This is a genomic window from Streptococcus sp. 2741 (assembly GCF_013276315.1).
In the GTDB taxonomy this organism is placed as follows: Bacteria; Bacillota; Bacilli; order Lactobacillales; family Streptococcaceae; genus Streptococcus; species Streptococcus pseudopneumoniae.
The window spans coordinates 1-15,164 of record NZ_VMKU01000115.1 but is presented as its reverse complement, the minus strand read 5'-3'; the positions used below and the strand labels follow the sequence as shown (position 1 = coordinate 15,164).

General features: G+C 39.1%; 16 protein-coding genes. 6 read left to right on the top strand and 10 right to left on the bottom strand.

Annotated features, from left to right (window positions below; translation table 11 throughout):
- Positions 1 to 424: 424 nt before the first annotated feature.
- From ylqF to xerS, 4 genes are all read left to right on the top strand, one after another.
- Positions 425 to 1,276 carry a ribosome biogenesis GTPase YlqF gene (gene ylqF, locus HT671_RS09670; RefSeq protein WP_023939079.1) on the top strand — a complete coding sequence of 284 codons (852 nt, stop codon included), beginning with the start codon at positions 425 to 427 and terminating at the stop codon, positions 1,274 to 1,276.
- Positions 1,263 to 2,042: a ribonuclease HII gene (locus HT671_RS09665; protein ID WP_138703472.1), complete on the top strand. Its 780-nt coding sequence runs from the start codon at positions 1,263 to 1,265 to the stop codon at positions 2,040 to 2,042. Before ylqF ends, HT671_RS09665 begins: the two co-directional genes overlap by 14 nt.
- A gap of 15 nt (positions 2,043 to 2,057) precedes the next feature.
- Complete coding sequence (locus HT671_RS09660) at positions 2,058 to 3,608, top strand: ClC family H(+)/Cl(-) exchange transporter (RefSeq protein WP_138703471.1); 1,551 nt, start codon at positions 2,058 to 2,060, stop codon at positions 3,606 to 3,608.
- A 551-nt stretch (positions 3,609 to 4,159) separates the two neighbouring features.
- Positions 4,160 to 5,230, top strand: a complete 1,071-nt coding sequence (gene xerS / locus HT671_RS09655) for a tyrosine recombinase XerS (protein WP_000817848.1) — start codon at positions 4,160 to 4,162, stop codon at positions 5,228 to 5,230.
- Positions 5,231 to 5,432: 202 nt separating this feature from the next.
- Here xerS and pdrM read toward each other — a convergent pair whose 3' ends face one another.
- The 10 genes from pdrM to dhaK form a co-directional block, all read right to left on the bottom strand.
- Positions 5,433 to 6,785, bottom strand: coding sequence for a sodium-coupled multidrug efflux MATE transporter PdrM (gene pdrM, locus HT671_RS09650; protein WP_138703470.1), 1,353 nt, complete (start codon positions 6,783 to 6,785; stop codon positions 5,433 to 5,435).
- A gap of 10 nt (positions 6,786 to 6,795) precedes the next feature.
- Positions 6,796 to 7,056: a hypothetical protein gene (locus HT671_RS09645; RefSeq protein WP_001105920.1), complete on the bottom strand. Its 261-nt coding sequence runs from the start codon at positions 7,054 to 7,056 to the stop codon at positions 6,796 to 6,798.
- A 13-nt stretch (positions 7,057 to 7,069) separates the two neighbouring features.
- On the bottom strand, positions 7,070 to 8,338 hold the full coding sequence (locus tag HT671_RS09640) for a dihydroorotase (protein WP_000924525.1): 1,269 nt from the start codon (positions 8,336 to 8,338) through the stop codon (positions 7,070 to 7,072).
- 12 nt (positions 8,339 to 8,350) lie between these two features.
- Positions 8,351 to 8,815 carry an 8-oxo-dGTP diphosphatase gene (locus HT671_RS09635; RefSeq protein ID WP_001135770.1) on the bottom strand — a complete coding sequence of 155 codons (465 nt, stop codon included), beginning with the start codon at positions 8,813 to 8,815 and terminating at the stop codon, positions 8,351 to 8,353.
- 9 nt (positions 8,816 to 8,824) lie between these two features.
- Positions 8,825 to 9,478: a uracil-DNA glycosylase gene (locus HT671_RS09630; RefSeq protein WP_023939074.1), complete on the bottom strand. Its 654-nt coding sequence runs from the start codon at positions 9,476 to 9,478 to the stop codon at positions 8,825 to 8,827.
- Positions 9,479 to 9,613: 135 nt separating this feature from the next.
- Positions 9,614 to 10,261 carry a hypothetical protein gene (locus tag HT671_RS09625; protein WP_050236556.1) on the bottom strand — a complete coding sequence of 216 codons (648 nt, stop codon included), beginning with the start codon at positions 10,259 to 10,261 and terminating at the stop codon, positions 9,614 to 9,616.
- 13 nt (positions 10,262 to 10,274) lie between these two features.
- A complete protein-coding gene (locus HT671_RS09620) occupies positions 10,275 to 10,988 on the bottom strand; it encodes a YjjG family noncanonical pyrimidine nucleotidase (RefSeq protein WP_050236557.1) in 714 nt (237 codons plus the stop codon).
- Positions 10,989 to 11,433: 445 nt separating this feature from the next.
- Positions 11,434 to 11,808 carry a dihydroxyacetone kinase phosphoryl donor subunit DhaM gene (dhaM, locus tag HT671_RS09615; RefSeq protein WP_050236558.1) on the bottom strand — a complete coding sequence of 125 codons (375 nt, stop codon included), beginning with the start codon at positions 11,806 to 11,808 and terminating at the stop codon, positions 11,434 to 11,436.
- Positions 11,808 to 12,383 (bottom strand): dihydroxyacetone kinase subunit DhaL, encoded by a 576-nt coding sequence (gene dhaL, locus HT671_RS09610; protein ID WP_000990804.1) that lies wholly within the window; start codon positions 12,381 to 12,383, stop codon positions 11,808 to 11,810. The genes dhaM and dhaL overlap by 1 nt, the downstream gene beginning before the upstream one ends.
- A gap of 21 nt (positions 12,384 to 12,404) precedes the next feature.
- The gene (dhaK, locus tag HT671_RS09605; protein ID WP_172923145.1) at positions 12,405 to 13,394 is read right to left on the bottom strand and encodes a dihydroxyacetone kinase subunit DhaK; all 990 of its coding nucleotides are present in this window, start codon (positions 13,392 to 13,394) and stop codon (positions 12,405 to 12,407) included.
- A 153-nt stretch (positions 13,395 to 13,547) separates the two neighbouring features.
- Here dhaK and dhaS point away from each other — a divergent pair, with 153 nt between their 5' ends.
- Together dhaS and dhaQ are read left to right on the top strand one after the other, a co-directional pair.
- Positions 13,548 to 14,078, top strand: a complete 531-nt coding sequence (gene dhaS, locus HT671_RS09600; RefSeq protein ID WP_138703468.1) for a dihydroxyacetone kinase transcriptional activator DhaS — start codon at positions 13,548 to 13,550, stop codon at positions 14,076 to 14,078.
- On the top strand, positions 14,075 to 15,064 hold the full coding sequence (gene dhaQ / locus HT671_RS09595; RefSeq protein WP_054393042.1) for a DhaKLM operon coactivator DhaQ: 990 nt from the start codon (positions 14,075 to 14,077) through the stop codon (positions 15,062 to 15,064). Before dhaS ends, dhaQ begins: the two co-directional genes overlap by 4 nt.
- The last annotated feature ends 100 nt before the right edge of the window (positions 15,065 to 15,164 follow it).

The following is a 15,164-nucleotide window of genomic DNA, read 5'->3' as shown; positions in this document are numbered from 1 at the left end:
CCGTTTTCCCACATACGAGGTGAACTTGACCTAAATCGCTTAGTTGAATCATCATAGTACACTACCTTTCCTCCGATAACTATTTTTATCTAGTATACCGGAAGTTGGGGAATTAGGATAGATACGATACCTTGTTATGACGCGCTTACTTTAGAATAGTACGTTATAGATGTTAAAATATTTCTAGAAATTAATTTGACTTTCCTAATCGATTTGTTCACATCTTGTTTTAATCTACTATATATAGGGTACTTGAAAGGCTATCATCGGACAAAATAAAGAAGGCATGATATAATATAAAGTAGATTTCTACATCATAAAACAAGAACTGTTTGGACATTATTCATTTGAAGATTCTCTATGTTCAAACAATATTAAATTAAATAAGGGGCTCTAAACCCTTGCTACGAAAGGAAAAAACTCAATGGCTACTATTCAATGGTTTCCTGGTCACATGTCTAAAGCGCGTCGGCAGGTGCAGGAAAATCTAAAATTTGTTGATTTTGTAACGATTTTGGTGGATGCACGCTTACCTCTATCTAGTCAAAATCCTATGTTGACCAAGATTGTTGGTGATAAACCGAAACTCCTGATTTTAAACAAGGCGGACTTGGCCGATCCAGTAATGACCAAAGAATGGCGTCAGTATTTTGAATCACAGGGAATCCAGACGCTGACTATCAATTCCAAAGAGCAAGTGACTGTAAAAGTTGTAACAGATGCGGCCAAAAAGCTCATGGCCGATAAGATTGCTCGTCAGAAAGAACGTGGTATTCAGATTGAAACCTTGCGTACCATGATTATTGGGATTCCAAATGCTGGTAAATCAACTCTGATGAATCGTTTGGCTGGTAAGAAAATTGCTGTTGTTGGAAACAAGCCAGGGATTACCAAGGGGCAACAATGGCTCAAAACCAATAAAGACCTGGAAATCTTGGATACACCGGGGATTCTCTGGCCTAAGTTTGAGGATGAAACTGTTGCACTGAAACTGGCCTTGACTGGAGCTATCAAAGACCAGTTGCTTCCTATGGATGAGGTAACTATTTTTGGCCTCAATTATTTCAAAGAACATTATCCAGAAAAGTTGGCTGAACGCTTCAAACAAATGAAAATTGAAGAGGAAGCGCCTGTGATTATTATGGATATGACCCGTGCCCTCGGTTTCCGTGATGACTATGACCGTTTTTACAGTCTCTTCGTGAAGGAAGTCCGTGATGGCAAACTCGGTAACTATACCTTAGATACATTGAAAGACCTCTATGGCGACGATTAAAGAAATAAAAGAACTTCTTGCAACGGTCAAGGACTTAGATAACCCTCTTTTTTTACAACTCGAACAGGATAGTCGCTCTGGAGTTCAAAAGGAAATCAGCAAGCGTAAAAAAGCCATTCAGGCTGAATTGGATGAGGATTTTCGTTTGGAAGCCATGCTTTCCTACGAAAAAGAACTTTACAAGCAAGGATTGACCTTAATTGCTGGTGTTGATGAGGTCGGCCGAGGTCCTCTGGCTGGTCCTGTAGTCGCTGCAGCTGTTATTTTACCTCAAAATTGTAAGATTAGAGGTCTCAACGACAGCAAGAAAATTCCTAAAAAGAAACATCTGGAGATTTTCCAAGCAGTTCAAGACCAAGCCTTGTCAATTGGCGTTGGTATCATGGATAATCAGGTCATCGACCAAGTCAATATCTACGGAGCAACTAAACTGGCCATACAGGAAGCAATCTCCCAGCTCAGTCCTCAACCTGAGCACCTTTTGATAGATGCCATGAAACTGGAGTTGCCCATTTCACAAACCTCCATCATCAAAGGTGATGCTAATTCCCTCTCTATTGCAGCGGCTTCTATAGTAGCCAAGGTGACCCGTGATGAATTGATGAAGGACTACGATCAGCAGTTTCCTGGCTATGATTTTACTGCCAATGCAGGATATGGAACTGCTAAACACCTAGAAGGACTAGAAAAACTAGGAATTACCCCAATTCACCGAACCAGTTTTGAACCAATTAAATCACTGGTTTTTGGTAAAAAAGAAAGTTAATTGAAAGGAGATACCATGGAGGAACAGTCGGAAATAGTCCGTTCTAAGAAAGAATTCGCCTTTGCATCCAGTACTATATTATCCCAAGTTGGACGAGGAATCATTGTCGGCCTCGTCGTTGGAATTATCGTCGGATCCTTTCGTTTCTTAATTGAAAAGGGCTTCCACCTGATACAAGGACTTTATCAAGATCAAGGGCACCTAGTGCGCAATCTTTTTGTACTGGTTTTGTTTTATATACTCATCTGTTGGCTCAGTGCTAAATTAACTCGATCAGAAAAAGATATCAAAGGCTCAGGAATTCCGCAAGTCGAAGCCGAACTGAAAGGCCTCATGTCCCTCAACTGGTGGGGCGTTCTTTGGAAAAAATATGTGCTAGGAATGCTTGCTATTGCCAGTGGACTCATGCTGGGGCGTGAAGGACCAAGTATTCAACTGGGAGCAGTCGGTGGTAAAGGTATTGCCAAATGGCTCAAATCCAGTCCAGTAGAGGAGCGTTCCTTAATTGCAAGTGGAGCTGCAGCAGGATTAGCCGCAGCCTTTAATGCACCAATAGCAGGCCTCCTCTTTGTAGTAGAAGAAGTTTATCACCATTTTTCGCGCTTTTTCTGGGTTTCTACACTAGCAGCCAGCATCGTAGCAAACTTTGTGTCTCTGCTCATGTTCGGTTTGACACCAGTATTGGATATGCCAGATAACATTCCTCTCATGACCCTAGATCAATACTGGATTTATCTTGTGATGGGAATTTTCCTTGGATTTTCAGGTTTTCTCTATGAAAAAGCTGTGCTCGATGTCGGTAGACTTTATGATTGGATTGGTCAAAAAATCCATTTGGATAGAGCTTATTATCCAATTCTGGCCTTCATTCTCATCATACCAGTCGGAATTTTTTTACCCCACATCCTTGGTGGTGGAAATCAGCTGGTACTTTCCCTAACTGAGCAAGATTTTAGTTTTCAAGTTCTATTAGCTTACTTTTTAATTCGCTTTATCTGGAGCATGATTAGTTATGGAAGTGGTCTTCCAGGAGGAATTTTCCTACCAATTCTGGCTCTCGGTTCCTTACTTGGTGCCCTAGTTGGTGTTATCTGTGTCAATCTTGGACTTGTCAGTCAAGAGCAATTCCCTATATTTGTCATTCTAGGAATGAGTGGCTATTTTGGAGCAATATCAAAAGCTCCCTTAACTGCCATGATCCTCGTAACTGAGATGGTAGGAGATATTCGCAACCTCATGCCACTTGGTCTTGTCACTCTTGTTTCTTATATTATCATGGATTTGCTCAAGGGTGCACCAGTCTATGAAGCCATGCTGGAAAAAATGCTTCCAGAAGAAGTATCCAGCGAAGGAGAAGTTACACTTATCGAAATACCAGTTTCTGATAAAATTGCTGGGAAACAAGTTCATGAACTCAACTTACCACACAACGTCCTCATCACTACCCAAGTCCATAATGGCAAGAGCCAAACAGTTAACGGCTCAACCAGAATGTATCTGGGTGATATGATTCACCTGGTTATTCCAAAAAGCGAAATTGGGAAAGTCAAAGATTTGTTGTTGTAGAGTTTGTTTACATAATTTATATTATGCAAACAGCTGACTTGATTTATTTAGAAAACCGATTCTCAGCAATGAGGGCGGTTATTTTTTACTGATGAGGAATTTTACATATAAATAATTGAGCTTTGGTAAAAATAAGACTATAATTAAGTTAGAAATGATAAAGCATAAAGCTAGAAAGGAGTTTACTGTATCAAATCTGTACAGTAAGATTAAAATCATGAAAAAGAAAACAATAGCAATTATACAGTGCATTTTGTATCTCATAGCTCCCTTATATAGCTCTTCAGTTATGTAGTATTAACAGAACTTTAGTGGGTGAGATTTTTTTATTTTCCTTATTCTGTTAACTATTTCATTCTGGTTTAGTATTTGGAAGCTAGAAAAAGCACTAGCTAATGATTCACAATGAAACTCCAAAGACTTAGATCCGTATTACACAGGTCTAAGTTTTTTAAAAAGCTCTATAACATCTTTCCGAAAAACTATAATTTTCTTGAAAAATAAATAAGTCCATGCTATACTACTAATAGACTTATTTATGGAGAAAATACATGAAACGTGAGATTTTACTGGAACGAATCGACAAACTAAAACAAATCATGCCCTGGTATATTCTTGAATACTACCAATCTAAGCTTGCTGTTCCTTACAGTTTTACAACCTTGTACGAATATCTGAAGGAATATGATCGATTTTTCAGCTGGGTTTTGGAGTCTGGTATCTCAAACGCTGATAAAATGTCTAATATTCCTTTATCTGTCTTGGAAAACATGTCAAAGAAAGATATGGAGGCTTTTATACTTTATCTACGTGAACGTCCCTTGCTGAATGCCAATACAAGCAAACAAGGTGTTTCTCAGACAACCATCAATCGGACCTTATCAGCGCTTTCCAGTCTTTACAAGTATCTGACCGAGGAGGTTGAAAACGACCAGGGCGAACCTTATTTCTATCGTAATGTAATGAAGAAAGTTTCAACAAAGAAAAAGAAAGAGACCCTTGCTGCCAGAGCTGAAAACATCAAGCAAAAACTCTTTTTAGGTGATGAAACAGAAGGTTTTCTAACTTATATTGACCAAGAGTACCCACAACAGCTTTCAAATCGAGCTCTCTCATCATTCAACAAAAATAAAGAACGAGATTTAGCCATTATTGCCCTTCTCTTGGCATCGGGTGTTCGCTTATCTGAAGCTGTTAATCTGGATTTAAGAGATCTCAATCTAAAAATGATGGTTATTGATGTCACTCGAAAAGGTGGCAAACGCGATTCGGTCAATGTTGCTGCCTTTGCTAAGCCTTATTTAGAGAATTATCTGGCCATTCGAAATCAACGCTATAAGACGGAAAAAACAGACACAGCCCTCTTTTTGACACTCTATAGAGGTGTTCCCAATCGTATTGACGCTTCCAGCGTTGAGAAAATGGTTGCTAAATACTCAGAGGACTTCAAAGTCCGTGTAACACCCCATAAACTGCGCCATACCCTAGCAACTAGGCTCTATGATGCTACTAAATCGCAAGTTTTGGTCAGTCACCAGCTAGGACATGCCAGTACACAAGTCACTGACCTCTATACTCATATCGTCAATGATGAACAAAAGAATGCCTTGGATAGTTTATAATTTTACGTAATATAACTTATGTAAAATTTTTATCAAGAAAAGAAGCTGCTAAAAATAAGCAACTTCTTTTCTTGATATCTGATACCAGTAAAGTAGCGTGAAATATCAATTGTTTCTATATTTTTGAAGTTCTCGTCTACCTACTACTAATTAAAATAATGTAGATAAGGAAGGATATTTTTGCTTGTAGGAATTTTAAAAATCAAGCTTTTCTGGATTCAAATCTCTTCACAATAACAGTTAAACGCCAACGGTAGAGAGCCCCGCTCACGATTAGACTAATAATCAAACCAATCCAGTAAGAATAAGCTCCAAAATCTGTTAGAGAGTCGAATACCATAGCTACTGGGAGTGTCACCCCCCAGTAACCAACCAAACCAAGGTAAAAAGGAATAACGGTATCCTTATACCCCCGTAAAATTCCCTGAAGCGGTGCCGCAAAGGTATCTGCTAACTGGAAGAAAAGGCTATAAGTCAAAAAACGCGCTGTCAAATCAATAAATTCTGGATCGTTACCATAAAGACTGGCCACATTTCCCCTAAAAATGTAAAGGAAGGTTAAGGTGAAGGCCGCAAAAATGAGGGCAGTCCATCTTCCTAGACCAATATAGGTTTTCGCATCATCAAATCGCTTGGCTCCCACTTCATAGGAAACGACAATAGCCATAGCAGACGAGATACTCATGGGAAAGGCGTACATGAGACTTGAAAAGTTCATAGCTGACTGGTGACTAGCGATAATCAAGGACGAGAACTTAGCCATAATCAAGCCAACCACGGAAAAGATAGCCACTTCCGCGAAAACAGTTCCCCCAATAGGAAGACCTAAACGAACTCCTTCCTTGATTTTATCCATATTAAGTGGAATGCGTTTCTCAAGGTGTAAGACTTTGAGCTTCTCCTGTTTAAATAGAACCAAAACAGAAATCCCCAGCAAGACCCAATAAGCCAAGGAAGTACCTAAACCAGCACCAGCCCCTCCCAGCTCTGGAACTCCAAAGGCACCGTAAATCAAGAGATAGTTAAATCCGCTATTGAGAGGGAGTAACAAAAGCATGAGATACATAGACAGTTTGGTCAAGCCCAGCGAATCCAGTAAGGAACGAATGACACTAAAGAGCAACAAGGGGATAATCCCGATAGATAAAAACCAAAGATAGCGAACCGCTACTGCTGCCACTGGTGCTTCTAGTCCGATATGATTCAAGATTGGTGGTGCCAAGAAAAGCACCAGCCCCAGCAAGATCACAGATAGACCCAAGGCCAGATAGATGAACTGGTAAAAATCTGACGCAACTTCTTCCTTTTTGCCTCGACCAAGATGATGACCAATGATGGGCACCAAGGCCGACACAATTCCTGTTAGAAAGGTAAAGAAAGGATTCCAGATACTGGTTGCCATAGACACACCAGCCAAGTCCATAGTATTGTATTGACCTGTCATTGCAGTGTCAACAAAAGAGGCAGAATAATTGGCAAATTGGTAGATCAGGATTGGGAAAAATATCTTTAAAAATAATACTAACTTCTCTCGTAAACACTTTGTCTTATACATACTTCTCTTTCTATTCTGATTTATCTAAACCAAAGAGTTTCAGACCATAGTTTTTCAAACTTAGCGGAGGATTATTAGATTTTGAAGTAGTATGCCAACACGCACATGTACGACAATAATAGCTTCTAACTAAACCTCCATTATCATATTGAACCGCATGGTCAGCTTTTTCTTTAGTTTCATATTGAATTTTAGAACGATTAGATGCGGGACAGTAAATTCCGCTATTAGATTTTGCTTTTCTCTCCCTACGTTTTCGAAAATAATTCATATTCCAACTCCTATCAAGCTTGATAAACGATTTGTCCCTTACAGATGGTATATTTAACTTGCCCTTTTAAGGTTTCACCGATGAATGGTGAATTAGCTGCTTTGGAAGCAAAATGGGAGTCCACAAGGCGGTCAGCCTTAGAATCAAAAATAGTGATGTCCGCTGGACCATTCTCAGCCAAGTAACCTGCTTCAAAGTTGTAAAGCTTGGATGGGTTGTATGTCATTTTTTCAAGTAATTCCATCAAGCTTAACTCACCAGCTTCCACCAAATAAGTTAAACCGAGAGAAAGAGATGTTTCTAAGCCAGTCATACCAGACGGCGCCTTGGTAATATCCTCAACATTTTTTTCATCCGCATGGTGAGGCGCGTGGTCTGTCGCGATAACTGTGATGACGCCTGATTTAAGACCTTCAATCACGGCACGACGGTCTGATTCCAAACGAAGTGGCGGATTCATCTTAGCATTGCTTCCTTGTGTCAAAAGGAGCGCTTCAGTCTTAGAAAAATGCTGTGGCGCTACTTCTGCTGTGACTTGCGCACCTAGCCCCTGAGCAAACTCCACTACTTTAACACTTTCTTCCTTCGACAAATGCTGGATGTGAACGTGGGCCTTGGTTGCATAGGCAATCATGACATCACGCGCCATCATAGCATACTCAGCCACCCCAGTTGCACCACAGATATGGAAATGTTCTTTAGCAATATTTTCGTTAAAGCCAAGAATCCCATTCAAACCTGGATCTTCCTCATGAAGACTAATAAAGGTATTAAGCTTTTTGGCTTTCTCCATGGCTTCCTTGACAACTTTACTACTTTCAAGCGGAATACCGTCATCAGAAAAACCAACAGCTCCAGCTTCTAAGAGTGCTTTAAAGTCAGTCAAATCTTGCCCATTAAAATTCTTCGTAATGGTCGCAACCGTCTTAACATTGATTTTTTCCTTGGCAGCAGATTGAAGAACTTCTTGCAAAGTCTCCACGTCCGAAATGGTTGGACTAGTATTAGCCATCATGACAACCGTTGTAAAACCACCGACAGCAGCTGCTAGGGCACCTGTATGAATATCTTCCTTGTGGGTTTGACCAGGTTCACGGAAATGAACATGGATGTCAACCAAGCCAGGAGCAACTACAAGACCACTAGCATCAAGCACCTCCGTCCCTTCTTCTTTAATCTCAGACGCAATGTTGACAATTTTCCCATCTTGGACTAAGACATCACACACTTGATCCAAACCAGACTTGGGATCCATTACACGACCATTTTTGATTAGTAGCATCTACTTTCTCCTTTATTCATAGAAATCAACTTGGGTATCCAACAATTTATCCCCATCATAAACAAACTTGGCTGAAAAGAAGGGTTTATCCTCTAAAAGCCACCCAACAAAGGTATGGTCACCTTCCCAAGTCGGCTTACTCAAAACCTCGTCATAGGGAACCCATTCTAGCGTCCCCTCATTGCAGTCAATCAAGTCCCCCTCAAACTCCGTCACCTTAAAAACATAGGTGTACCAGTCTAAATCTGGCGTAAATTCAGGAAAAGTGATGACACCTTTTAGAACTGGCTTGGCTTTGAGCCCTGTTTCTTCGAGGATTTCACGCGCCGCGCACTCCTGAGGGGTCTCTCCTCGCTCTAGCTTACCACCCACACCAATCCATTTCCCTTCATGGACATCATTGGGTTTCTTATTGCGGTGGAGCATAAGCAGTTCTTTCCCGTTATCAATGTAGCAAATCGTCGCTAACTGAGGCATATTTTCTCCTTATCTAAGCCAATCGATTGGCTCTTGTCCTGTCTCTTTTAAGAATGCATTTGTCTTGGAAAAAGGCTTGGAACCCCAAAATCCTCTATAAACTGACAAAGGACTGGGATGGGCTGATTCGATAATCAAGTGATGAGGATTGGTAACCAAGGTCTTCTTCTTACGTGCATAGGCTCCCCAGAGTACAAAAACGACTGGTCTATCTAGATGATTGACCACCTGAATCACAGCATCCGTAAAAGGCTCCCATATCTGACCAGCATGACCATTGGCCTGTCCAGCAGGAACCGTCAAACAAGCATTAAGAAGCAAGACTCCTTGCTCAGCCCAAGTTGTCAAATCATGAGATTTCTTAACGCCGATATCGTCTGACAATTCCTTCAAGATATTTTGCAAGGACGGCGGAGCTGGAATAGAGTCAGGGACAGAAAAACTCAAGCCCTGAGCTTGCCCTGGTCCGTGATAGGGGTCTTGCCCTAGAATGACCACCTTAACGTCTTCAAGCGGTGTTGTCAAGAGAGCTTGAAAAACCTTTTCCTTGGGTGGATAAATAGTCCCCTGAGCATAGACCTGATTCATAAACTGATTGATTTTCCCAAAATAACCCTCAGGTAATTGCGCCTTAATCAAAGCATGCCAAGACGAGTGTTCCATAGCCGACTCCTTCGTTTTTACTGCCTCTATTATAGCAAAAAGTGGCTTTCTAAACCACTTTTTACAGTTTATCTAAAGATTTAATAAATCGACTATATACGATTTGAATACGTGAATACAGTTTATAAAGACTGGCTATTTTTTATAATTACTTTTTAAATCATTAAGCATTTTACTACCTCTTTCGAAGATTATCTTTTCTGAAATATTTTTAAACATATTAAAATCCATTTCAGAAAAAGGAGTTTCTTTAGAAACTTGCCATATAGTTTTTAAATAATTTTTTTCTAAAAAGTCGTCAAAATTAGAAAACAATCGAAAATACAATGCATTCTCTTGGTGTAAAATCGCTCTTTTTAAAGGATAATACTCTTTAATATTATTAACTTTTTGTTCGTAGGCATACTTTGCTACATGATCTAGGTATATATCAAAAAAGTCATGAGGAAAATCTCCCATACAGCCATTACGATTCATATTGAGGCTATATTTTCGATTAGTAAGATAATTCGGAAATATATTTCCTATTACTCTAAGATTATCTACTTGTGAATCCCTTCTCCCAATATAATCCCCTTCTTTGACTAATGATGAAGATTTCCAAGTAAAAATTAAATCGCCAGAGAAATTTTTCTTATCAAAAAACTTAAAAAGAGATTGATAAATACTATTTGCTAATTGACAAGTGTCAGATGTAAATTCATAATTAACAGCTTCATTAAAATCAACTTCAGACATTTCAATGTACTCTTCAATAGTAATATTAGCTTTTTTTGTAGTCATTAGCTCGTCTCCTTTAAAATGTGATCTTTGCAAGAATATTTTTATCCAAACAATCCAGCAAGTCTTGGTAAGAATGGACTTCGTAAGTTGGCTGGGCTTGTGTGTGATTTTCGAGGTGATGAGGGTTGTACCAGATTGTGTCAATCCCCGCATTATTGCCACCTTGAATGTCGGCGGTTAGAGAATCTCCAATCATCAGCGTCTTTTCTTTACTAAATCCAGCAATCTGCTGACCGATTTTTTCATAAAATAGAGCATTCGGCTTTTGAGTTTGCAATTGCTCAGAGATAAAGACTTGATTGAAATAAGGTCCTAGACCAGATTGAGCCAAACGTCCTGTCTGAATGGCAGTAATGCCATTTGTCGCAGCATACAAGTCATAATCACGATCAATGAGGCTGTCCAAGAGATCATGAGCGCCCGATAGTGTTTGTCCCTGCTGGGCGAGGTAAAATTGGTAACGTTGGGCAAGAAAACTACCGTCTTTTTCCTGTCCAAAATGAGCAAATAAACGAGAAAAGCGCTTGTTAACCAGCTCTTGTTTACTGATTTTCTTCAGCTCCAAGTCTTTCCAGAGAGCCTTGTTCATAGGAACGTAATAATCTTTATAAGCCTGAATATCCGCAACTCCTTCTTCTTTTAGAAGTTGGGTCAAAGCCACATCCTCAGCAGCATCAAAATCAAGAAGAGTGTGGTCGAGGTCGAAGAGTAGAAATTTGTAGGACAATTTGAGGTTTTCCTTTCTGAAAATTCATTAAGAACATTATATCATAAAGCACCTCATACAATTAACTAATTTAATCACTTGAAAAAATTCGAACACTTTCTATACAACTAACAGCCCAAATCGTCCAGAATAGAACAATCCTAACTATCGAATACCCTAACTTCATAAATATCCATGTGATTCTAGGTCTAGAATTCCTATAAACTAAATGTTTTCGTACTCTTCTAAGTAATTGATTGCCTTAAACTTTAATTTTTGAAGGATTCTAAAGCTAGAATAGTCTCATCACAATCAGTTTTGAATGATTCACAATTTAGAAACACTATAGGTTTACTCTTGTTAAAATAAAAAGGAACTGCCCAAAGCAATCCCTTTTTATTTACTTAAAATTTGATAGTTGAGATAATCAATAGCCCACCTATAAAAAGTGTTATAGTAAAATTCCTTATTTATTGATTTCAAGCTCAGACAACTGTGTTTGAATAACTGACAGTTCTGCACCAGCCTGAAGAAGAGCAGCTGCAGTATAAGCACCTTCTACAATTGGAACCCTATTGATGATGATACTTTTATCACTGAAATCAGCCACCATTTCTAAGTTCATTTTAGCAGAACCCAGGTCAAAAAAGGCTAATAAGGTATCTGCTGGATTTTCGGAAACAACCCTATCTACTTGATCAAAACTTGTTCCAATTCCTCCATCTTCGGTTCCTCCTACATAAGTAATCGGAACATCTTTAGCTACTTCACTAATCAGTTCAACGACACCTTCTGCAATGTTTTTGGAATGTGAAACGATAACAAGACCAATACTTCCCATTAAACCACCCCAGTTTCTAAAAGAGCAGTAAAGAGTAATCCTGATGAGAATGATCCAGGATCAATATGTCCAAGAGAACGTTCTCCTACATAAGACGCCCTTCCTTTAGTTGCAAGTAAATCTTTGGTAGCATTCACTACCTTATCAATAACCTCTTGAGTCAATTGACCAGCAGACAAAGCAGCAATAACAGGAGTCCAAACATCAACCATTGTCTTTTCTCCAACTTCTGCTTTCCCACGTTTGACAATCATATCCAAACCGCTTTGTAAGATTTCCTCTATTTTCGAATTAGAGTCAGCCTTGGCCATGCCCATAAAAGCAGAGCCATACAAGGGACCAGAAGCACCGCCTACCTTACTCAGCAGTTGCATTGAGACAAGTTTAAACACATCACTGTTAGTTTCAAATTGCTTTCCTTCTAAGTTTTCCATAACTGCAGCCATGCCACGCGCCATATTTCCACCGTGGTCTCCATCTCCTATCGGAGTGTCTAACTCACTAAGGTAATCTTTCTGTTCTTGAATCTTTTCATTAAAAAGCTTCATCCATTCAAGAGCTTGTTCAGCATTCATGCGACATTTCCTCCTTGAATTTTACCAAGCTGGTGTAGTAACAGGTGCATTTAGAGCATCCAACCATTCATCATCTGCCAATCGAATCAATGTTAATGATAAGCCAGCCATATCGATTGATGTCATATAGTTTCCAATTTTCTTAAATGCCAACTCAACACCTTTTTCATGGAGCAATTTAGCCACATCATTTGCAAATACGTATTGCTCCATAAGAGGAGTGCTTCCTAAACCATTGATGAGAAGGCCATAGCGTTCACCAGCCTTAAGTTGGAAACCTTCAGATAGTTTTTCAACCAATTCTGAGGCCAATTGTGCTGAAGGTTGCATTTTCTCTTTTTTATATCCTGGCTCACCGTGAATACCAACTCCATATTCAAATTCATCATCTTCTAGAACAAATCCTGGTTTCCCAACTTCTGGAACAGTAGCGCCAGATAGAGCTAATCCAATTGTTTTAATTTCTAAGACAAGTTTGTCGGCCAAGTCCTTCATTTCAGATAATGATTTACCAGAACGAGCCGCATTACCCAAAATTTTATGAACTAAAATAGTACCTGCAACACCTCTACGGCCTTGGGTATAGAGACTATTTTCAACCGCAATATCATCATCGACTACAACACTTGCTACATCAATACCTTCCATTTCAGCAAGTTCTTGTGCAATTTCAAAGTTCATAATGTCACCAGAATAGTTCTTGATGACCATGAAAACTCCAGCACCTTCATCAGCCGCCTTAATGGCTTCTAAAATTTGGTCCGGAGTAGGTGAAGTGAAGACTACTCCACAAATGGCAGCAGACAACATTCCATCTCCTACAAATCCAGCATGACTGGGTTCATGTCCTGAACCTCCACCTGAAATGAGTCCAACTTTTCCTGTCTTTTCTGCCTTTCTAACGATAACATCAAAACCATCTAAGCGTTGAACCAAGTCATCATGCATGAATGACAACCCCTGCAACATTTCATCAAAAACTTGTGTCTGTTCATTTATAATTTTTTTCATGAGAAACTCCTTTCGGCATCTACCTTTGTTTTCGATTTCATTATATACTTTTTATTGCTGGATGATAAGGGACAGATTCTATTATTTGTCCCCTTTTAAACCCGTTTCAAACATTTTTTTGGTAAAATGAAGTAAGTAAAAGAAAGGCTTCCTATGGCATCATCACTCATTACAAAAAAACGGATTGCCAAGGAATTTAGAGACCTATTAGCTACTAGAGAATTTGATAAAATCTCCATTGTAGATATCATGGAATCAGCTGGCATTCGTAGACAGACCTTTTACAATCATTTTCTTGACAAATATGAACTGCTAGACTGGATATTTGAAACTGACTTAACCGAGTATATCACCAATAACTTGGACTTCATTTCAGGCCAAAAACTATTACAAGAATTATTTCTTTATTTCGAACAAGAGCGTGATTTTTATATTCAACTTTTTGATATTCAAGGGCAAAATAACTTCTATGACCACTTTATCAGCTACTGTCGCTTGCTTGTATCAAAAATTTTAAGAGAATATGGTCAGATTGATAGCGATTCATCTGCTTATACTTGTTTTTTGCTAGATTATCACTCACATGCTCTAGCAGAAATCGTGAAGGCTTGCGTCAATAAAAAAAGTCCAGTTCCACAACCAGACTATCTCATCATGACAATTATTGGAAAGAGGCCACAATGACATTTATTTCAAATCATAAACAGAAAATTATTTCAAGTTACATTTCAGCAACTGTCAGCAGTCATCCTGAATTAGAAAAACACCCTACTTTACCACTAGTCTATCAAAAAAATCGCAATCCTCATCAGGTTCCAATATTGTCGGGTGGAGGTTCCGGTCACGAACCCGCTCATATTGGATATGTGGGAAAAGGAATGCTTACTGCTGCTATCTATGGCCAATTATTTACTCCTCCTACAAGAACTGAAATCTTAGAGTCCATTCGTTTTTTAAACAATGGTCACGGTGTCTTCATCATTGTAAAAAATTTCGAAGCAGACATCAAAGAATTTAGCTGGGCCATTAATACTGCTAGACAAGAAGGAATTAAGGTCGGCTATAGTCTAGCACACGACGATATTTCTATTGAACCTCACAATAGATTTCAAATTAGAGGAAGAGGGCTTGCAGGGACTATTTTACTTCATAAAATCCTAGGATATGCGGCTCAGAACGGTGCTGACATCGAGCAACTAACTAATTTAGGTTATGAACTTGCTACCGAAATCGCAACAATTGGCTTTGCAACGAAATCGGCTAGTCTCCCCCAAGCCACCCTTCCACTATTTAACTTGGAAGAAGGAAATATTTCTTATGGTATTGGGATACATGGCGAAGAAGGCTATCGTATAGTCCCATTCCAATCATCGGAAATCCTTGCAAATGAAATTATAAGTAAATTAAGATTGCACTATCATTGGAAAAAGGGTGATCAATTTATATTGCTTGTAAATAATCTAGGCACTACCAGCAACTTAGAAATGGGTATATTTATCAATGATCTCCTTCAACTCTTAGAAATTGAAGGAATCACTATTACATTTATAAAATCAGGAACATTTATGACCAGTCTGGATATGGCAGGTATATCCGTAACTCTTTGCCCTGCGAAAAATAAACAATGGTTAGAAGCGCTCAATGCTCCAACAACAGCTTTTTCATGGTAATTTGCTTGTATAACTCAAAAGGGCTACATCACTTGTTAGACCTTTGCTTTTATCTTATACTCAATGAAAATCAAGGAGCAAACTAGGAAACTAGCCGCAG